General features: G+C 54.0%; 22 protein-coding genes. 7 read left to right on the top strand and 15 right to left on the bottom strand.

Annotated elements, in window-relative coordinates; genetic code table 11:
• Positions 1-29 precede the first annotated feature (29 nt).
• From GOV38_RS11770 to GOV38_RS11760, 3 genes are read right to left on the bottom strand one after another with little or no spacing between them, the layout of a single operon-like run.
• Entirely contained in the window at positions 30-491 is a 462-nt protein-coding gene (locus GOV38_RS11770; protein ID WP_254430615.1) for an OsmC family protein, read from the bottom strand.
• Positions 492-503: 12 nt separating this feature from the next.
• Positions 504-1,169: a malonic semialdehyde reductase gene (locus GOV38_RS11765; RefSeq protein WP_171209701.1), complete on the bottom strand. Its 666-nt coding sequence runs from the start codon at positions 1,167-1,169 to the stop codon at positions 504-506.
• Positions 1,166-2,050 carry a fumarylacetoacetate hydrolase family protein gene (locus GOV38_RS11760; RefSeq protein ID WP_171209702.1) on the bottom strand — a complete coding sequence of 295 codons (885 nt, stop codon included), beginning with the start codon at positions 2,048-2,050 and terminating at the stop codon, positions 1,166-1,168. The genes GOV38_RS11765 and GOV38_RS11760 overlap by 4 nt, the downstream gene beginning before the upstream one ends.
• Positions 2,051-2,134: 84 nt before the next feature.
• Between GOV38_RS11760 and GOV38_RS11755 the strand changes: the two genes are divergently transcribed.
• The 5 genes from GOV38_RS11755 (at position 2,135) to yghX (ending at position 7,026) form a co-directional block, all read left to right on the top strand.
• The gene (locus tag GOV38_RS11755; protein WP_171209703.1) at positions 2,135-2,521 is read left to right on the top strand and encodes a YciI family protein; all 387 of its coding nucleotides are present in this window, start codon (positions 2,135-2,137) and stop codon (positions 2,519-2,521) included.
• A 42-nt stretch (positions 2,522-2,563) separates the two neighbouring features.
• Entirely contained in the window at positions 2,564-3,229 is a 666-nt protein-coding gene (locus tag GOV38_RS11750; RefSeq protein ID WP_171209704.1) for a GntR family transcriptional regulator, read from the top strand.
• Position 3,230: 1 nt separating this feature from the next.
• Positions 3,231-4,529, top strand: a complete 1,299-nt coding sequence (locus GOV38_RS11745) for a malonyl-CoA decarboxylase (RefSeq protein ID WP_171209705.1) — start codon at positions 3,231-3,233, stop codon at positions 4,527-4,529.
• The gene (locus tag GOV38_RS11740; protein ID WP_171209706.1) at positions 4,526-6,049 is read left to right on the top strand and encodes a malonyl-CoA synthase; all 1,524 of its coding nucleotides are present in this window, start codon (positions 4,526-4,528) and stop codon (positions 6,047-6,049) included. Before GOV38_RS11745 ends, GOV38_RS11740 begins: the two co-directional genes overlap by 4 nt.
• 89 nt (positions 6,050-6,138) lie before the next feature.
• Positions 6,139-7,026 carry a YghX family hydrolase gene (gene yghX / locus GOV38_RS11735; RefSeq protein WP_171209707.1) on the top strand — a complete coding sequence of 296 codons (888 nt, stop codon included), beginning with the start codon at positions 6,139-6,141 and terminating at the stop codon, positions 7,024-7,026.
• 346 nt (positions 7,027-7,372) lie between these two features.
• Here the strand turns inward: yghX and GOV38_RS11730 are convergent, their stop codons facing one another.
• The 11 genes from GOV38_RS11730 to GOV38_RS11680 form a co-directional block, all read right to left on the bottom strand.
• Positions 7,373-8,314, bottom strand: coding sequence for a YHYH protein (locus tag GOV38_RS11730; protein WP_171209708.1), 942 nt, complete (start codon positions 8,312-8,314; stop codon positions 7,373-7,375).
• 75 nt (positions 8,315-8,389) lie between these two features.
• Entirely contained in the window at positions 8,390-9,328 is a 939-nt protein-coding gene (locus tag GOV38_RS11725; protein ID WP_171209709.1) for a 3-keto-5-aminohexanoate cleavage protein, read from the bottom strand.
• A 4-nt stretch (positions 9,329-9,332) separates the two neighbouring features.
• A complete protein-coding gene (locus GOV38_RS11720) occupies positions 9,333-10,361 on the bottom strand; it encodes a branched-chain amino acid ABC transporter permease (RefSeq protein ID WP_171209710.1) in 1,029 nt (342 codons plus the stop codon).
• Complete coding sequence (locus GOV38_RS11715; protein ID WP_170332018.1) at positions 10,358-11,221, bottom strand: branched-chain amino acid ABC transporter permease; 864 nt, start codon at positions 11,219-11,221, stop codon at positions 10,358-10,360. Before GOV38_RS11715 ends, GOV38_RS11720 begins: the two co-directional genes overlap by 4 nt.
• A gap of 1 nt (position 11,222) precedes the next feature.
• On the bottom strand, positions 11,223-11,930 hold the full coding sequence (locus GOV38_RS11710) for an ABC transporter ATP-binding protein (RefSeq protein WP_171209711.1): 708 nt from the start codon (positions 11,928-11,930) through the stop codon (positions 11,223-11,225).
• The gene (locus GOV38_RS11705) at positions 11,923-12,651 is read right to left on the bottom strand and encodes an ABC transporter ATP-binding protein (RefSeq protein ID WP_171209712.1); all 729 of its coding nucleotides are present in this window, start codon (positions 12,649-12,651) and stop codon (positions 11,923-11,925) included. Before GOV38_RS11705 ends, GOV38_RS11710 begins: the two co-directional genes overlap by 8 nt.
• Positions 12,652-12,701: 50 nt before the next feature.
• Complete coding sequence (locus tag GOV38_RS11700) at positions 12,702-13,982, bottom strand: ABC transporter substrate-binding protein (protein WP_171209713.1); 1,281 nt, start codon at positions 13,980-13,982, stop codon at positions 12,702-12,704.
• Positions 13,983-14,025: 43 nt separating this feature from the next.
• The gene (locus tag GOV38_RS11695) at positions 14,026-14,949 is read right to left on the bottom strand and encodes a 3-hydroxyacyl-CoA dehydrogenase family protein (RefSeq protein ID WP_171209714.1); all 924 of its coding nucleotides are present in this window, start codon (positions 14,947-14,949) and stop codon (positions 14,026-14,028) included.
• Between the two features lie 3 nt (positions 14,950-14,952).
• A complete protein-coding gene (locus GOV38_RS11690; RefSeq protein ID WP_171209715.1) occupies positions 14,953-15,738 on the bottom strand; it encodes an SDR family NAD(P)-dependent oxidoreductase in 786 nt (261 codons plus the stop codon).
• Positions 15,739-15,749: 11 nt separating this feature from the next.
• Positions 15,750-16,094, bottom strand: coding sequence for a cupin domain-containing protein (locus tag GOV38_RS11685; RefSeq protein WP_171209716.1), 345 nt, complete (start codon positions 16,092-16,094; stop codon positions 15,750-15,752).
• A gap of 61 nt (positions 16,095-16,155) precedes the next feature.
• The gene (locus tag GOV38_RS11680) at positions 16,156-16,992 is read right to left on the bottom strand and encodes a cyclase family protein (protein WP_171128226.1); all 837 of its coding nucleotides are present in this window, start codon (positions 16,990-16,992) and stop codon (positions 16,156-16,158) included.
• Positions 16,993-17,207: 215 nt separating this feature from the next.
• On the opposite strand from GOV38_RS11680, the gene GOV38_RS11675 reads away from it, so the two are divergent.
• Positions 17,208-17,954 (top strand): IclR family transcriptional regulator, encoded by a 747-nt coding sequence (locus GOV38_RS11675; protein WP_171209717.1) that lies wholly within the window; start codon positions 17,208-17,210, stop codon positions 17,952-17,954.
• A gap of 382 nt (positions 17,955-18,336) precedes the next feature.
• On the opposite strand, the gene GOV38_RS11670 is transcribed toward GOV38_RS11675, so the two are convergent.
• Positions 18,337-19,242, bottom strand: a complete 906-nt coding sequence (locus GOV38_RS11670; RefSeq protein ID WP_171209852.1) for a LysR family transcriptional regulator — start codon at positions 19,240-19,242, stop codon at positions 18,337-18,339.
• 113 nt (positions 19,243-19,355) lie between these two features.
• Here GOV38_RS11670 and GOV38_RS11665 point away from each other — a divergent pair, with 113 nt between their 5' ends.
• Entirely contained in the window at positions 19,356-20,132 is a 777-nt protein-coding gene (locus GOV38_RS11665) for a CmcJ/NvfI family oxidoreductase (protein WP_171209718.1), read from the top strand.
• Positions 20,133-20,138: the final 6 nt, after the last annotated feature.

Below are 20,138 nucleotides of genomic sequence, written 5' to 3'. Positions count from 1 at the left end.
TTCTCTCCTCCCAGAAAGTCGGGTCATTTCTATTTTTTTGCTTTGACCCAGTTTACGGTCAGGTCCGTGCCTGCCGCTTCAAACAGTTTTGCGATGGCGCAATACTTGGCTGTCTCCTCGCCCACGCGCGTCAGTTCCTCCTGACTGGTGGGCGTCTCACAATACACGGTGAGTTCAATTTCCGGAAACGGAACATCGATCTCCTCCTCCATCAGCACACCACGCCGGTCCAACCTGCATTTCGCGTCGATTGTCACATTGCCGAGGTAAACTCCCAACCGATGTGCGTTCTTGTGCCCGATGACATTCGTACAAGCGATCAGGGCTGCCATTGCGGTTTCGGTCGGAGACGGACCAAGATTTGTCCCGCCGCGTTCTACGGGTTCATCAACAACAATATCAAAACCGCGAATCGGTATCTCAGTCCGCGCATGAGTCGGGCATTGAGCTGTCGTACGGTAAGTCACGACGGGTTTCACTTTCATAGCCATAGCGTCACCTCCTCATGCATACGAGCAAACCTTTTCGAATGAAAAACGTGGTAGCTTCTGGAACAATCCGGTTTCGTCCGCATAGCCCAGATTGCAAAGAAAATTGGACTTGAGCGTCGTGCCCGCGAAGAACTCCTCATCGACGATCTTGTTCGAAAAACCTGACATGGCGCCGACGTCCAACCCGACAGCCCGGGCCGCAATCATGAAGTAAGCGCCCTGAAGCGTGCCATTTCGAAAGGCCGTGTCTGCCACGTAGTCAGGCTTGTTTTCGAACAATGGCCGACGGTCTTCGTGCGGGAAAAGAAAGGGCAGTTCCTTCCAGAAGTCCATGTCATAGGCAATGATCGCCGTGACCGGAGCATCCATCATCTTTGGCACATTCTTCGGCTTTAAAGACTTTGCAAGCCGCTCTTTCCCTTCGGGACTTTTCACGAAAACGAAGCGCGCGGGCAACGTATTCATGCTGGTCGCGCCGTTGATCGTGATGTCGTAGATCTCTTCAAGTATGTCGTCAGAAACAGGCTTGTTGGTCCACGCGTAGTGCGATCTGGATTCGCGCAGGATCAAGGCGATCGCGTCATCCGACAAGCGTGGAATGCGCTCGCGCAGATCACGATGATCTTGCTGCGCCTTGGCGCGAAGTGCTTCCAGCTCTGCCCCGGTTGGTGCGGTCATGCTGCGGCCACCTTGGACTTGGCGTCTTTTTCGTCAATGACTGGGCTGGCGCAAATTCCAATGCCTTCAATCTCGACCTCAACGGTTTCACCGGGCTTCAACCAACGGGGATTGGGCTTTTTGGCGTGCCCGACACCAGGAGGCGTACCTAGCGCAATCAGATCCCCCGGCTCCAAAGTAGTATATTCCGAAATCGTCGCGATGACCTGACGAACCCCCCAAATCATGTTGGCGGTATTCGAGCTTTGAAGGATTTCATCACCCACACGGCTTTCGATCTTCAGACCTGATGCCCCTTCGGGCAACTCATCCGGAGTCACGGTGAAAGGACCGATCGCGCCCGTGTCATCAAAGTTTTTGCCGGGCGTCCACTGAACGGTTTTGCGCTGATAGTCCCGCAGCGAACCATCGTTGAATACAGTGTAGCCAAAGACATAATCCAGCGCGTCCCGCTCCGAGATATGGCGTCCGCGCTTTCCAACGATCAGCATAAGTTCGGCTTCGTAGTCGAGCTTCTCGGAACAAGCAGGCCGCACCATGGGTTGCCCCGCCGCCATGATCGAATTCTTCCCGCGCATGAACAGCGTCGGATACTCTGGAATATCATACCCGCCTTCCTTGATGTGGTCCGTGTAGTTCAACCCCATGCAAATGATCGTTCCTGGAGCGGTAACGGGCAATGCCGGAGTGATGGAAGACACGGGCACACCGTCTGCCGTGTCTATTTTGCTGGCAAGTGAGTCGGCCAGTTCAGGCTTGGCTATCAAACCCATCAAATCCGAACCGACAGCAGGGTCCAAAGCCGTTAGATTCAATGCGTTTTCGCCGTTGACAGCAAAAACCGCTGTGCCTTCCGAAGTCTCTCCCACCAGGTATTTCATTTTCACCATCCATGTCAGTTCGCTTGATTTTTGCCGACTATTTTGCAATATGTCAATTAATATCGATATTTTTGGAGGGCTCTAATGGTTGCTTGGGCAGACTACAAATCAGAAGCAGAGAGCCGTGGTGCGCTAGCTTTGGAGCTATACGCGGCGCTCAGCACACCAGCCAAAGCGCCCGAAGATGTGAAAGCGTCGCTTCCCGATCACCTGGCATATCAGGCGCAACTTGAACGCTCAGGGCATCTGGCTTTTGCAGGACCAATGTCGGATGAGTCTGGTGAGCACATGCAAGGGATGGGCCTGATCATCTATCGCGCCGACAGTCTTGAGGCCGCCAGGAAACTGGCCGAGGATGACCCAATGCATAAATGCGGGGCACGCAGTTTTGTGCTTCGGAGATGGATGATCAACGAGGGCTCGCTGAACCTCTCAGTCGGCCTATCGACCGGAACAAGCGCCCTCAGTTAAATGTACCCAGAAGTTTGCGCATTCACAGAGGAACAGTCGAACATGGACGTCATGCTTGATACCGGGGGCAAAGAAACATCTGCCACTCACGGAGCGTATCGACGGCTACGCGATATGATCCTGACAGGTGATTTGCCTCCCGGACAGAAGCTCAAGATCGAGCAACTTCGTGGTCTGCTGGATACTGGCGCAAGCCCGGTTCGCGAGGCGCTTAGCCTTCTGACTTCTGACATGCTGGTTGAGCGGATCGATCAGCGCGGATTTCGGGCGGCACCGGTCAGCAAATGCAACTTCGAGGAAATCCTATTGCTGCGATGCAACCTCGAAGAAACAGCGCTGCGCGCTTCCATCGCCAATGCAGACGGCGCTTGGGAGGACAGGCTAGTTTTACGTCATCACCATATGAAAAAGGCCGGTCAAAAAGGTGCGACTGACTTCGAAGACGCCCACAAAGAATTTCATATGGCCTTGTTGGAAAATGCAAAACTGCCGTTGCTGTTACGGTATTGCTCGCAGCTTTATGACCTCAACATTCGCTACCGATATCTGGCAGCGGGAGGGCCAAGTTACAAAAAGCGCGATATCGCTGCCGAACACCAGAAAATCCTAGATGCCGCACTCGATCACGACGCGGACAGCGCGACCCGGCACTTGCTCAACCACTACCGCCGAACGGGTGAGTACCTGAGCAGTCAGATGGAGGCATGAAATGCAGCGGAACTGGTTTCTGGGCGATCTGTTGAATCAGTTGTTCGACCATCCCGGAAAAAGGCGCGGCAACGACGACAAACGATCCATTGTAGAGCTTTGTGAGGCCTTGTTGTCTACCGAAGGCGAAGTATCGGGCTTTACCCTCGCTTCCACGATTCTTGATCGCTACCAGACTTTGAACGATCCCGAGAAACTCAAGTTTTTTGCCTATTTAAATGACCAACTTGAACTGGACGCGGATAAGCTTGCCGAAACGGCAAGCCTCTATGCCAAAGACCGAAGTGCCGATTTATATAAAGAGCTTAGTGAAGTCGCGGAACCCAATCGGCAAGAATTGTTGCGCCGATTAAACCAACCATCAGGTGCGACACAAGAACTCGTAGCAATGCGCGTTGATCTGTTGAGCTTTCTCAATTCCAACCCCGAGCTCCAGCGAACAGATATTGATTTCGTCCATTTGCTGCGAAGCTGGTTCAATCGGGGGTTTCTAGTCCTCAAACAAATCAGTTGGGATACCCCTGCCCGCGTTTTGGACAAGATCGTTGCCTACGAGGCAGTCCATCAGATCAACGATCTGGACGATCTGCGACGCAGGCTCTACCCGCCGGATCGTCGTTGCTTTGCGTTCTTCCATCCTTCGATGCCAGATGAACCGCTGATATTTGTCGAAGTTGCTCTGACGGCTGAAGTTCCAGACGCAATTGATGCGCTTTTGTCCGAAGGTCGAGAACCTATCGAAGCCGATCAGGCAAAATTCGCGGTGTTTTATTCGATCTCAAACTGTCAGAAGGGGCTGACCGGTATCAGCTTCGGCAATCTGTTGATCAAACAGGTTGTGACCGAGCTTTCTCGTGAGCTTCAGGACCTCGACACATTTGTTACACTTTCGCCAATACCTGGGCTAAATCGATGGCTGACCACGCAAAGGCAACATCCTGAGCATGCCCATGCTGCCGAGGCTGTACTTGCAGAAAACGCCTCGCCACAAGAGCTGCGAGCGATGGCTGCGCGGTACTTGATGTTCGCCAAGCGAGAAGATGGGATGCCGTTGGACCCTGTGGCCCGCTTTCACTTGGGTAATGGTGCCGAGCTTTACGAATTGCACGCTGAGGCAGATTTATCGCCGAATGGACGTTCCCAATCCGGCGGCGCGATGGTCAATTACCTCTACGACTTGAACAAGACAGAACGTCACCACCAGGAATTTGCAACTAATGCCACGATCGAAGCCTCGCGTTCTGTTCGCGCAGCTTCAACTGCAGCACTTGCGGTTAAACCAAAGGAAAATACAGAGTGACTAACACCCTCTACGACAGCTTGTTTGACCATCACGAGGGAAACAAGGCTCCATTCCTGCAACTCGATGACGGCCGGGTAGTGTCCTATGATGCGTTTCTGAAACGCGCTGCACAGATCGCGCATGTCTTGCAGAACAATGGGGTTTCCCCCGGCGATCGCGTCGTTGTGCAAGCCCCAAAGATGGCCGATACTATTGCGCTCTACGCCGCTTCGGTTCAGGCAGGCGCTGTCTACTTGCCGCTCAACACTGCCTACACATTGGCAGAGTTGGACTATTTCATCTCTGATGCCCAACCTGCGATGGTCGTCTGCGAAAGCCAAGACGAGGCCGAAATCGGAAAACTGGCGACTCGATCTAGCGCAAGTCTATTGACCCTCGGCGGCGATACCCCAAGCCTGAGCCGAGAGGCGGACGCGCAGCCCAGCGTATTTGAAACTGTGGATCGCGCACCGGACGACCTTGCAGCGCTACTTTATACGTCGGGCACCACGGGCCGCTCCAAGGGCGCGATGCTGAGCCATCAAAATCTACTCTCCAATGCCCAAGCTCTCGCCGATCTGTGGCGTATCACAAACGACGATCGCTTGATTCACGCGCTTCCGATCTTTCACACGCATGGGCTTTTCGTGGCGATTAATACGTCACTACTCGCCAGTGCCAAAGTTCGGCTGATGGAAAAGTTCGACATTGGCTCGATCTTGGAAGAGTTGCCGCATTCCACCCTTCTGATGGGTGTGCCGACATTCTATACTAGACTGCTGGCAGAGGACCGGTTCAACAGAGAGAGAGCCGGTAACATGCGGCTGTTCGTTTCCGGTTCTGCCCCGCTGCTAGCCGAAACCCATATGGCATTTGAAACGCGCACCGGTCACCGCATCCTCGAGCGCTATGGCATGACCGAGACAAACATGAACACCTCGAACCCCTATAGCGGTGAGCGCCGCGCAGGCACCGTTGGCATGGCGCTGCCCGGTACCGAGGTCATTGTGACCAGCCCTGAAACCGGAGCGCCATTGGCCCAAGGCGAGGTTGGAATGATCGAAGTGCGCGGCCCCAACGTGTTCAAAGGCTATTGGCAGATGCCCGAGAAAACCGCCGAAGAACTGCGAGAGAACGGGTTCTTCATCACCGGGGACTTGGGCCAATTCAGCGAGGATGGCTACCTGTCGATTGTGGGCAGGTCAAAAGACCTGATCATTACTGGTGGTTACAACGTCTACCCCAAAGAAATTGAAGACATCCTGAACGACATCGACGGTGTTCTGGAATCGGCGGTTTTCGGCGTCCCTGACGACGACTTCGGAGAAGCAATCATCGCCGCTCTGGTTGCTGAACCAGGCGTAAAACTCGACACGGATCAGATTGCGAAAACCATCAAGGACAAGCTGTCGCGCTTCAAGCATCCGCGCCGCTACGAACTCGCCCCGGAATTGCCACGAAACACAATGGGAAAGGTCCAAAAGAACGTGTTGCGCGAACGGTACGCGGACAAGGAACTGTCAACGGCCGTATCTTAGGAAACCCATGCAAATGCTCAATCAAATTATGACCTTCAGATCGGATACTACCCACCCTTCGGACTGCCAAACTCATTAGGAGATTCACAATGACCCGCATGACGGCAAAAGACTTCGACCAGGAACTTCTGGACCTGTATGACTTTTACGCGCACGGCAAGATCACCAAGCGCCAATTCTTGGACCGAGCCGGCAAGTTCGCGGTTGGCGGCGTCACAGCGGTCGCACTGCTGAACATGCTCAGCCCGAATTACGCGATGGCTCAGCAAGTGTCGTTCAACGATCCCGATATCCACGCGGACTACATCACCTACCCTTCACCGAATGGTACCGGTGATGTTCGCGGCTATCTGGTTCGCCCCGCCGGCGTTGAAGAGCCCCTGCCCGGGGTGCTGGTGATCCACGAAAACCGCGGCCTGAATCCTTACATCGAGGATGTAGCGCGCAGGTTGGCAAAGGCCGGATTTATGGCGCTGGCCCCCGATGGCCTGACATCGGTTGGCGGCTACCCGGGTAATGACGCCGATGGGCGCGACTTGCAAAAGACAGTCGACGGTGTCGAGTTGATGAACGATTTCTTCAACGGATTCGAATACCTGCTGAATCGAGAAGATTGCACCGGCAAGGTCGGCGCAGTGGGTTTCTGCTATGGCGGCGGAGTGGTCAGCGCAATTGCTGTGGCCTACCCCGAACTGGCGGCAGGAGTCCCATTCTACGGACGTCAGCCAGCTGCAGAAGACGTCGCCAAGATTCAGGCACCATTGCTTGTTCAGATGGGAGAGCTTGACGAACGCATCAACGCAGGTTGGCCAGATTTTGAAGCCGCTCTGCAATCCAACGATAAGGTTTACGAGGCCTATATCTACGAAAATGCCAACCATGGTTTTCATAACGATAGCACGCCTCGTTATGACGAGGAAATGGCAAGCCTAGCCTGGGACCGCACTATTGATTGGTTCAACACCTACCTAAAGTAACTACTGTGTACGGCGAAGCGAACATTGTGTTTTCGTCGCTTCGTCGCAACCCACAGTTTACCGGGGCCAAGTCATTTGAAGCCCCAGTATTCTATTTCTCATGATCCGATAGATCGACAGGAACGCTTGACTAAAAGGCTTGGGTGCAAAGAACATTTGATTTGAGCCCCAAGGCAGCAGTCTCAAATTCAATGAATCACTTTGACCGCTTTAAACAGATGGCAATCCCAATCAGATTAGAATTGCGAGCGATTTCGCGATACCGTTAGCATCGCGGAGAAAAAGCAAAGTGTCTGGGTCAATCCAGGATAGGTCAAAACTGGATCTCCGAAATTGGGGCTAGAGATCACCTTTTGTCGAATGACCTGTCAGGTGCTCCGACCAAGCAGTTGAGCACCCACGGGTAGCTTGTCGTGACATAGTATCCGTACTGGCCATCCACAGTCATGCCATTGCACTTATCTAGATCGCCAGCCCCAGTGAATTCGTAGTCGTCGATATATGTCCCGTCCGGAGTACCACCCGGCCCGTTAGGCGGCGCAGGCCGAGGCGTAGTTTTGAGTTGGTAGCCGGAAATCGCAGGTCTTATCGTACCATCCCTGTCTTTGAATATCGTCCCGTAGATCGGAAAGCCGTCAGCGGCGAAGCCAATAGCTGGTGACGGCTTATCAAGGTCGTTATCCAAAAACAGAGCATTTGGATTGGAATGGTAATGATACCTGCCATCGGGCTGGGCATGGGCATTGTGCAGATCTACACCAAAATACTGATCGTAAGACGGCGGATCGAGCAGCCATGGATCAGTGTCTCGACACCCCGCCAATACATTGCCGTTCTTGTCTGCTCGCGGACCGCTCGGGCGATAACACCCAGCCGAAAGCAAGTCGACCGGCACGCCATTCAACAAAATCGCATCATAACTCCGTTGCGACAGCGTGGTTTGGTTGCGGGCCTTTTCCGGATTTCTGGGAATCCGAAAAGTGCCAGGCAATTCTCGCACATTATTAGCGAAGTTGGCTGTAGGCCCGTTGAAATCATGATTGGGGATACCGTTGGTCTTTACGGTGCAGTGCCGGCTATTTGCCGAGATTTCGATTTCGGAGTTAAAACGTTGCTGGCGCGTTACATCCTCCACTGAAGCGGAATACACTCCTGCATAATCCGCGCAGTCTCCAGATCGGTTGCTGAGCAAAAGGTTGGTGATGTCCTGGGCTTCGTTTTGCGCATTAGCCTGAACGGTAAAAAAACCCACGAAAAGCGCGCTGATTGCCAAATATACCAATCGCATGGTTCGACCTCCTAAGGGTTTTCGAAACTACATAAATAAGTCACTCGACGAGAGGTTAGGCCAAGCGTCCAATCGTCAGAAGGCTACGCGATCACCACCCTTCAAATCCAGAATTTCCCTGGCTTCATCAGGCGTCGCCACCTGACTGCCTAGATCTTCTACGATGCGTCGAATTTTGGCGACTTGCTGAGCGTTGCTTTCGGCCAGCTTTCCACGTGAGATGAACAAGCTGTCTTCTAGGCCAACGCGAAGATTGCCGCCCATCTGACTTGCAGTGGTAGCAAGCGACATCTGCGCACCGCCGGCTCCGAGAACGGACCAGCGGTAGTCATCACCAAACAGGCAATCTGCTGTACGTTTCATGAAGATCAGGTTGTCGACCTCAGGCCCGATACCACCGAGGATTCCAAAGATGAACTGAATGAAAATAGGTGCTTTGAACAACCCGATATCCATGCAGAATTTTAAGTTATACAAGTGGCCGACATCGTAGCATTCATGTTCGAATTTGATGTCATGCGGCGCGAGCGTTTCTGCCGCTTCGCGAATGTCCCGGAACGTATTGCGAAAGATGTTCTGATCGGAGTTCGCGACATAGTCTTTCTCCCAATCAAATTTCCAATCATCATCGCCATAACGGTTTGCCAATGGGTGAAACGAGAAGTTCATCGAACCCATATTCATCGAGCACATCTCGGGGCTGAAAGTCTTGGCCGGGTTGATCCGGTCTTGAATGGATAGTGTCAGCGATCCTCCAGTCGATAGGTTCACAACGGCATTGGTCGCCTGTTTTATGCGGGGCAGAAATGGCGCAAAGTCATTTGGATCGACGGATGGCGACCCGTCCTGGGGATTTCGCGCATGCAGGTGTAGGATCGACGCTCCAACCTCGGCGGCCTCAATCGCCTGCCGCGCGATGTCATCATAGGTGTACGGAAGTGCCTCCGACATGGTTGGTGTGTGGATCGCTCCTGTTACAGCACATGTGATGATGGTCTTTTTCTGACGGGCCATTGGTTCAGTTTTCCTTGGATTGTCCGGTGTGCTTTACGCGATAGCCCAGCGGAAAAAGTTGCAGATCATAGCGGCTGCGAATCATGCCCCAGATTCCTTTCGGCGCCTTGAGCATGACGACAATCGCAACCACACCGAGAACGATCAGGTAAGTTGTTCCGAGGTCGGCCAGCGTTTCGCGCAGAGCGAAGAAGACGAGCGTACCGATGATCGGTCCTTCGATGGTACCGATGCCGCCTATTACGACGATGAAGATGACGAAGGCGGTCCAGTCGTTGACGCTGAACGCCGCATCCGGCGATATGCGCAGCTTTTGCAAGAAGATCAGAGCGCCGATCATTGCCGTGAATGCCGAGGTGACGACGTACACAATGAACTTCGTGCGCCAGATATCGATGCCGAGGCTTCCGGCGGCCAGTTCGTTGTCGCGAATTGCCGTCAGCGCCAACCCTTGGCGCGAGCGTAGGAAGAGATAAACGGCAGTCACCACCAACATAGCAGCCCCGAGCGCCAGCCAATAACTAAGCGCCTCTCGCATCGCGCGCCCGGACGCCAGAGATTTGACGATGGCAACGGGCAGCGAAGATCCTGATCCCCCACCAAGCGCTGAGATTTGCGCGAAGCTCAGCCGAAAGACTTCAGCGATGACCCAGGTACCTATGGCAAAATAAGCGCCTCGAAGCCTGAAGATCAGAACAGCCACCGGGATCGAGATCAAGGCTCCCAGCACGCCTGCGGCTGCAATAGCAACCAATGGGTTCAGCCCACCCAGCATCGTAAGCGCAAAGAGCATATAGCCGCCAAAGCCCACATAGGCTTGCTGACCAACAGAGACGAGACCGGCGTAACCCGCCATGAGATTCCAAAGAGTTGCGAGGGACAGGTAGAGAAACAGCTCTCCCATCAGGCGCATGTCGGCGCGGCCTGCCCACCAGGGCGCTGCAATCAAAACAAGCAGACCGATTGCGGCAAGGATCGCGGCAACTCGTGCTGCTTTTGATGATCGAGAAACAGAGTAGTCCTGCAGGTTCATCCGGAAACCCTCGGAAAGAGGCCGTTCGGACGAACGGCAAGAATGACAAGGAAGGCAATATGGCCAGCTAGCACCTGCCAGCCCGGATCAATCTTGGCTCCGATGGTTTGCGCGACGCCGAGGATAACGCCGCCGATCAGGGTGCCCCAAAGGTTGCCAAGCCCACCGATAATGACGGCCTCAAAGCCAAAGATCAGGCGGCCCCCGCCAATGGAAGGATCAAAGCTTGTCCGAATGCCAAGCAGGATACCGGCGATTGCTGTCACGCCCAGCGCCAGAGCCATGGCCAGTCCAAAGATATGCCGGCGATTGAGGCCCATAAGCTGGGCGATGTCTTGATTGTCGGACACCGCTCGAAATGCGCGACCAAGCGCGGTGTGATAGAAGGTCCATTGCAGCCCCCAGATCACAGCAATGGCGATCCCGAAGGTCAGTAGCGGTAATATCCCGAGGGTCACACCGCCTACTGCGACGCTGGCTGTTTCCAGCGCACCAGCATTCAGTGTTTGGGGGTCGGCCGTGTAGACCTCCAGCAACCCGTTCTGAATAATCACACTAAGCCCAAAGGTCACAAGCAGCGGTGGAAGAATATCATCGCCAAGAGTTTGGTTCAGCAGGCCGCGTTGAAGGGCATACCCGATCAACGCCATAGCGGGAACAACGATCACCAACGCCGCCATCGGGTGCATCCCGGTCGCGGTCGTCACGGTCAAGCCGAGATATGCGGCCAACACAATCAGATCGCCATGGGCAATATTGACGAGCCGCATGACCCCAAAGATTAACGACAGACCTGCGGCAAACAGCGCGTATAGCCCACCCAGCAGTGTTCCCTGCACGATAGCGTTCAGCCATTCCATATTATTTGATCCCGAAATACGCGCGTGAGATATCTTCACGCGATACGATGTCAGATGCGCTTTCCAGCGAAACGCGCCCCTCCTGCAGGCAGTAGACCCGGCTCGAGACCGAAAGTGCCTTGGTTATGTCCTGTTCGACGATGATCGCGCTCATGCCTTCACCGATGATACCAGGCAAAGCCTCGTAGATATCTTTGATGATGATCGGCGCCAGCCCGAGGCTGATTTCATCGAAGAGGATCAGATCGGGATTGGCCATCAATGCACGCCCGATGGCGACCATCTGCTGTTGACCGCCCGACAGCGATGTAGAGGCCTGATCTTTTCGCTCTTCAAGGATCGGGAATAGATCATATACTGCTTTCAGATCCCAAGGGCCTGCGCGACCAACTTGGGCGCCGATCATCAGGTTTTCTTTGACAGACAAAGAGGGGAATAGCTGTCGACCCTCTGGCACCATCGCCAGTCCACGTTCAGCAACCTGGTCCGCGCGAAGGCGACTGATATCCTGACCCCGATAGTGAATCTGATCCGGTCCGTTCGTCAGCAGCCCGGTGATAGACCGCATCAGGGTTGTCTTGCCTGCGCCGTTCGCACCGATAATGGCAAGAACTTCGCCTTCACCAACGTCCAATTCGACATCATAGAGCGCTTGAAAATCGCCGTAGTAGGAGTTCAAGCTGCGTGTTTGAAGAATGGGATCAGGCATCGGCTTCGATCCCCAGATAGATTTCTTTGACTTCAGCGCTTTCCATTATTGCCTGCGGCTCGCCCTCGGCGATCTTCTTTCCGAAGTCGATGACGATCAGACGATCCACGACAGCCAGCAGGGCGTGCACAACATGTTCGATCCAGATGATGGTGACACCAGACGCGTGAATGTCCTTGATGGTTTGAACCAGTGATTTGCACTCAGCTTCGGTCAAACCACCGGCAATCTCATCCAACAGCAGCAGTTTGGGTTTGGCGCAGAGCGCGCGTGTCAGTTCCAGGCGTTTCCGTTCCAGCAGTGTCAGGCCGCCTGCTAGAACGTTTGCCTTGGGCAGCAGCTCCGTTTGGTCCAGAACCTCCAGACAAAAGCGCTCAGCCTGATGCCCATGCAAGCCGGCCGACTGCGTGGCGGCGATCATTGCGTTTTCAAAAACAGTCATTCCCGAAAACGGCTGCGGGACCTGAAAAGAACGCGCAATGCCTGCATGGCTGCGCTTTGCGGCGCTCCATTTAGTAACGTTCTGCCTATTGAATTCTATCACTCCGGAATTCGATTTGAGCGTCCCAGTGATCAGATTGAACATCGAGGTTTTGCCGGCACCGTTGGGCCCGATCACCCCCAATGCCTCGCCTTGTTGGACCTCATAGCTCATGGCATCGGCGACAGTGACTGCGCCAAATGCCTTGCTCAGTTCTTGGAGTTTCAAGATTGTCGTCATGCTTCTCTCGGATGGAGGATTCGGCGCCAAGATCGGCGCCGAATGTCTGGTCAGCCCAGCAGTTTCATGTCCGCCGTCACCGGAACCTCTGGCGCGGTGCTGTTGGCAACAATCTGCAACTCGTATGCGTCTCCAGACTTCTGCCACTGGCCACCGACCAACGGAGTTTTGGTAACGTTATTCATCGGCCCGTCACCCCAGTTCACCGGCCCGACAATTGTGTTCAGGTTGGTGGACGTGATTGCCGAAATGATCGAAGACGGGTCTTCCAGATCATCCGCCCGTTTGATGACATCCGCAACGACCTCGAACAGCGCGTGCTTAAAGCCGAGCGGTTGCGTCCAAGGTCGACCCGACTCTGTTGTATAACCTTCGGCAAGGTCTTTCGAGGAAATGCCGGTGAGTGAGGACGAGAACGGATGATGCGGGGACCACCAGACCTCGGTCGACAACCCGTCACCACGGTCTCCCAGCGATTCAATGACCGATGGGAACAGAAGTGCCTTGCCAATGGTCACGACCTTTGGGTTGAACCCTTGCTGGGCGGCTTGGCTCCAGAACGTAGCGAAATCGGGTGGAATCATGTTGCCAGTGACGATTTCGCAACCCGCAGCTTTGAACGCTGCGATCTGGTTTGAGAAGTCGTCGGAGAGAGGCTGATAGCGACCGGGGTCAGTCAGCGTGTAGCCAGCTGTGGCCAGCGGTTTGGGCAGGCCCAATTCCGCATCACCCCATGCATTTCCGTCGGCATCGTTGGGGAAAAGACCGCCCACTGTCTTGGTCACGCCCGTTTTGTCCCACATATCTAGGAACGCCGCGATCACATCCTCCAAACCCCAGAAGAAGTGATAGGTCGTTTCAAAACCCTCACCTGGAACACCATTGCGGCCAAAGAAATAAGGCTGCCAAGGGCAGTCGGTCGTGATGCAGGGAACTTCGTTGATCTCTGCCTGATCAGCAACAGGGTTCACCGTGTCCGGCGTTGAAGCGGCCACGATGATATCGACCTCATCACCCAAGATCAGGTCAGCGGCAACCTCGGCTGCGCGGTTGGGGTTGGACTGGCTGTCTTTTGAGATGATATCGACGTTCCAAGTCTTTCCGTTATTGTCCAACCCGGCCGAAAAGACCTGCTGAATGGCTTGAAGCACATATTCATCGGCCTCGGCGAAACCAGCCAGTGGACCGGTACGCGGGCTGACATTGCCAATCCTTAGCGTCGGGTTTGCCGCATAAGCACGCGTTGCCCGGAGGATGGCCGGAGCAGCGATTGCCGCCGTAGCCCCGGCAATAAAACCGCGCCTTGTGGCCGTCTTAAAAGTCTTTGTCATTGCGTCCTCCCTTCACCGGCCTCCCGCCAGTGTTTGATTGATCTTACAAAGTCTTCTCGAGATTTTTCAGATGTTTCGCGACACGTTGGCGAACCTGATCTGCTTCGCCCTCGGCCCATTTCCTGAAACCTTCGCCTGATTTCATCCCCAGCTTACCCGCATCGACAAGCGACTTGAGGTAGGATGAAGGGCCTTTATGCGCCTCAAGATCGTGTAGTACGTTTTCGTGGATATCGAGAGTCAGGTCGGTACCCACCAAATCTGCGTTTTCCAACGGGCCAAGGACCGCCAATCGCCGCCCAAAGCTGGACTTGATCACGGTATCAACGGCTTCCGCATCGCAAATACCGTTTTCCACCAGACTGACCGCTTCGCGCCACAGCGCATGCTGAAGGCGATTGCCGATAAAGCCGGGTACGTCCTTCTCGACCATCACCGGAGTTTTTCCAGCATCCTTCAATAGATAGAACATCGTCTGTGCAATCTCAGGGTCTGTCCATTCCGTCTTGATGACTTCGACCAACGGGATCATGTGCGGGGGATTCCACCAATGGGTTCCCAAAGCTCGGTTTTTCAGTCGCAAACCGGACATGATCTGAGTGATCGGCATGACCGAGGTATTGGATGCGAGTATGCAAGTTTCTGGTGCATGCGCCTCGATCTCAGCAAAGATCGCTTGCTTGAGCTCCAACTTTTCCGGCGCCGCTTCAAAAACAGCATCGGCATGTTGAACCGCACTTTCTGTCGTCGCAAAGATTTCAATCATCTTGAGGGTATCTGTGATTGTGACCTCGTCGTCCCCCATCGCGGCCATGCTGGAGCGGACGCGGGCAGGCACGCTGGCTCGCGCCTCTTCAACTGGATCTGTGATGGCGACGCATTGACCTGCTTTTGCAAAGGTTAGGGCGATACCGTGCCCCATCAGACCCGCGCCAATTACCGCTATTTGCTGCTTCTTGCGCACCATCACTTAACCCGCCGTGTAACCACCGTCGGCATGAAGGATATGCCCGGTGTAAAAATCAGATGCCCGCGACGCGAGAAACAGGAGCGGACCGGCAAGGTCTTCAGGCTCACCCAGTCGTCCTTTGGGAACACGGGTTAGGAAGCCATCGCGCACTGCTTTAGCTTCGTCGGATTCTTCGAACATCCAAGCCGTCAAAGGCGAGCGGAATACCGTCGGCGCGATCGCGTTGACGGTAATCCCTGTTGGACCCAGCTCACATCCCAAGGCTTTGGTTATCCCGTTCACGGCAGCCTTTGATGCGCAATACGCCGTGTAACCGGCAGGGTGTCCAAGGATGCTGCGCGCAGAACTGACGAAAATTATCTTGCCATATTCGCTTTGCTTCATGTGTGCCGCCGCCGCGCGCGCCAAAAGCCAACTCTGGTTCACATTGGCGTCCATCACTGCATTGAAGGTCTCTGGCGCCATTTCGTTGATCGGCGCGACTTTGTTCATGCCGGACGCGACAACGAGAATATCGAGCTTACCAAAATTATTTACTGCTTCTTCTACCAGCGCACCGCAGGATGCCTCGTTGGACGGGCGCGTATTCACCGCAACGACGGTTGCACCAAGCGCCTTGCACTCTTTGGCAATCTCGTCGAGCGCTTCTTGATTGCCCGCAGCCAGAACCAGATTGCACCCAGCGCCAGCCAGTACGCGCGCAGCGACCATGCCAAACGCGCCGGATGCTCCGGTGATCAGTGCGACGTTGTCTTTTACGTCAAACATCTTGAGTGGATCAGACATTCTTTTCGTCCTTAGTTTTCTGATGGATACGGAATGACCACCAGCATTTTGCAGGTGTGGTTGGCGCGGTTTTCAATTTTACGCACTTCGCCCGGTGCGATCGTGCAGCTATCCATCGGCCCAAGAAGGATTTCGGTGCCGTCAACGATGACGGTCATCTCGCCCTCCAGTACGACGTAGACTTTCTCAAAAGGTGTGGAGTCCGGCCCAGCACCACCGCCCGGTAGGAACTGGCTGAAGCCAATCCACTGATTTGTCGGCCCGCCTTCCTCAAAGCCTTGCAAGCGAAGACCATGACACCCAAAATGGTTCGGTGCTTCGTAGGGTTGGGCGTCTTGAAAGCGCTTCAGATGCATGTCCGTCTCCGCTCAAGGTTATTGGCGGCCACCGGCGAACCGGCGACCGGTCCGTGAGTGTTCAGAAATCTTCGCCAGCTTCGATGCGGTAAGACTGGTTCTTGTCGATCATCGCAACCAATCGGATAATGCAGCCGTCGCCACGGTCCCAATTCCAAGGGAAGAACGCGAAGGTACAGCGCTTGCCGGTTACTGCATCGAGATCGCCGCCAACATTTTCGATACCGAGAATACCCTTGGAGAACAGCATGTTGTGCACAGGCTCCCATTCTGGGAAGTCAACGTCCCAGGGCGTTCCACCTGACCACTCAAGGTATTCCTCCTCAAGATGCGGCATGATCGGACCGTTGCGCTGCGGGCCAATGGCGGTTGCCAGCGGGTGATCGTTCGCCTGGGTATCGTGGCCGACGACTTTCACACCTTTCTCGATCATCCACTCAGCGGCGGAAGGAACGAGACCCGGGCAATAAGCAAAGTAGTCGCCATCTTCATACTGCTTGTGCCAGCCGGTGTTGATGATCAGCACATCGCCTTTGCGGATTGCGTGACCACAGGCCTTTTCCAGATCATCGCCGGTAATTTGCTCCCATTTCTTTTTAGGTACAGAAACCACCAAACCCGAGCCAAAGAAATGGGGTAACGGTACCTCATCGATGAACGGCGTTCCCTGAACGACATGCGCCGGTGCATCAATATGAGTGGTTACGTGCATCGTCGTGGTAATCGTCTGAGACAACACGCCGGACTTAGCCATATAGTGCTTTCGGTCGATCTGGACGTCCTTGAAATACGGCCAGTTGGGGCACTGAAACCCGTATCTGTGGCTCAGATTGTAAAACTCAAGCCCCATGTCATTGTCGGTGTTTGCCTGAAACTCAATGCCGCGGATTTCGACCATAGGGCATATCTCCTCTGTTCGCCGGCAACGCGGCGGTGTTCGCTTTTCAATTGTCTGGGTGGCCTCCCCACCTGTCCCGCATGATGATGCACACGCACCGCATTATGGTCAACAGAAAACTCACTATACGGTTGACTTGCACCGCATTGTGGTACAACACTGTAAAAATGCCAGGCATCCGCAGCTACGATGCCAAGACAGAATGGGGTAGATAAATGTCTGAAAAAGCAGATAAAGGTGGCATTCAGGTCATTTCCAGAGCGGCCTCGATTTTGCGTGTTCTAAAAGAAAACCAATCCGGAATGAGCTTGGGGAAGATCGCCGAGCGTGTTGACCTGCCTCGCTCTACGGTACAGAGAATCACTAGCGCACTTGCTGAAGAAAAACTTGTCATAGCAGATGCAAATGGGGGCGGCTTAAGGCTCGGCCCCGAACTAAACGCTCTCGCTGGCGCGGCGCAGTACAGCATCGTCGAACACTGCCGGCTGCTTTTGACGGAATTAACCCAAAAAACCGGGGAAACCACAGACCTCGCTGTGATGCGTGGGATTGGTATGGTTTTTCTGGATCAAGTTCCGGGCGTTTACCGTTTGACTACGGTCTCGCAAGTAGGCGAGGTTTTTCCACTGACCACCACTGCAAACGGGAAAGCTTGTCTCGCTCAGCTCGATGAAGGAGACGCAACAAAGCTCATTAAGAACGAATGGGAACGGAATGGTATCCAAAGAAACTTGGATGAGTTTCTTTCCGAACTTGATACAGTCCGCGAACAGGGCCTTGCCTATGATTTGGACGAGCATTCTGCCGGCGTATCGGCAATCGGGTTTTCTTTCGTCGACTGGGTCGGAGACCTGCACGCGATATCAATTCCAGTGCCAACGACGCGATTTGCACGGCAAAGAGCAACCATCCAACAAGCGCTTATCGAGACATCCAAAAATATACATCAAACTTTCCAATAAGCTTTCGAAGCTGAATCGAGGCAGATTGGTGTCTCTCGACCGACCTTGTCTGGCAGCCCGCGCTTCCAAAGGAAAAAATCCCTACATTGCACCCAACCAATTGCGGCTAGTTCCGCATGGTCGCGAAGGTTCGCATTCGTGTTTGATCGCAACTTTTGCAGTCATTGGATGATTGTCGACATCGTAACGAACCGAGAACATCACTGAATGGGCGTTATGTGAAGCGATCTCTGGTTGAGTAGTGGGCATTCAGTGGAATGATTGCGAAGGGCTGTCTCGCGGACAAACCAGACTTTTACAATTGGACAAGGCATGTCCGCTCAATGCCTGTCTCCGACATTGGCGTCAGGATGTCTGATTGCACGCTAAACATAATTTGAGCTCATGTTTCCCAAGGAGGCTTTGCGCCAATCTCTGTTACCAGAAAGTCCATGAACACCCGCACTTTTGGGGACAGAACGTTGGACTTGGGATAGATCAGCCACAAGACATTGTCTTCGCTGGCCTCGAAGTTTGGAAGAACGCGTACCAAACGGCCTGACTTCAGTTGTTCATGCACGCTCCATCTAGCATTCAAGGAAATACCGGCCCCGGCCAATGTGGCGCGAACCTGGCTTTGACCGTCATCGATAATCAATTGGCCTTTGGCTGACGTAGGATCGAAAGCAGCGTTTTCGCCTGCCGGTCCTATCAGTGAACGCGGCTGGAGGTTTTGGAATGCGATCAGACGGTGGTTTTTCAAATCGGCTGGTGTATCGGGAACGCCGTGCGTATCGAGGTAGTGTGGTGCAGCACAAAGAATACGCTGGTCATCAGCCAGTTTGCGGCCCTTCAGGCTGGTGTCGACAAGTGGCGCGTTCCTGAGCGCCAGATCATAGCTACCTTCGATCAGGTCGAACTGCACATCTGACAGGCGCAGATCAAGTGTGAGGTCCGGATGCTGTTCAAGGAACTTAGGCAGGATTGGCGCGATGTAATGCTGCGCAAAACTGCTTGGTGCAGCAAACCGCAATGTACCCTTGATCGTTGTCGTTTGCTTGCCCAATGCAGCAAGTGCTGCCTCTTCTTGCGCAATCATCTCACGGGCGAAGGGCAGAAAATCGTCTCCTTCTACCGACAGCGACACTTTGCGCGTTGTGCGGTGCAAAAGCTCGAAGCCCAGGTTCTGCTCCAGCTTGGCAAGCCTTGCGCTGGAGACTGCTGGGGCCATACCAAGTTCACGCCCCGCCGCGCTGATGTTCAGCATTTCTGCAGCCTTGATAAATAATCGAAGCGCGTCTGTGTCCAAGCCCATTATATTTATTATCCGAATTAACAATCCATTATTTGGCAGTTTATCTGGAATTTGATCAGCATTAAATCCCTTTCATAGATACTGCAGAGCTTAGGCGGGAGGCGCAAATGACACGGAAAGCCATAGTCAACTACCATGTTCACAAATCCTACCGGCAAGCCTTTGAACTTGATGCTGGCGGGGTAGCAGGGAAACTGATTTCCCCTGAACTGGCCGCGACATCCGTTGTGCTAACAGACAACCGCACAACTACTGCGCCTATTTCATTTGCGTGTGATGCCGTTGAAATCACGGCACTGGAAACGCAAGTCTCAGACTTTGCAGGCGACAGCTGGGAACCGATTTACGATACAGAACTCAAGGCGATGCTGCAGAACAGGCTGGGTGCGCGAGAGGTGGTGGTTTTTGATCATACCGTTCGGGTGGATGACCCTGAAGCATTGCGTAAACCAGCGCGCAATGTCCACAGCGACTACAGCAAAGACGGGGCCGAACAGCGGCTTGTCGATCTGCTGGGTGCCGAGGCCGCAGCGGAATGGGCGCAAGATCACTACGCTTTTGTCAATGTATGGCGCCCTTTGGATCATCCCATCAATTCTGCGCCACTTGGATTCGTTCGCCCATCATCGGTTGATCCGTCTGATTGGATTCTGTTGGACCTGATCTATCCTGACCGCGTGGGACAAATCATGGGGTTGGTGGGAAACCCTAAACATGAGTGGATCTATCAATCCAAGATGACACCGGATGAGGTCGCGATCTTCAACATCTATGACAATCAAGGCCTGGCGTCGATTGCTCACAGCGCCCTCGATATGGTCGAGGATCCAAACATCACTACCATTCGCAAAAGCATCGAAAGCCGCACTTTGGTGCGCTATTAAGGAGGG

The sequence above is a fragment of the Ruegeria sp. HKCCA5839 genome, from assembly GCF_013035585.1.
Classification (GTDB): Bacteria; Pseudomonadota; Alphaproteobacteria; order Rhodobacterales; family Rhodobacteraceae; genus Ruegeria.
The sequence above is the reverse complement of the archived record's forward strand: the minus strand, read 5'-3'. Positions and strand labels throughout refer to the sequence as shown.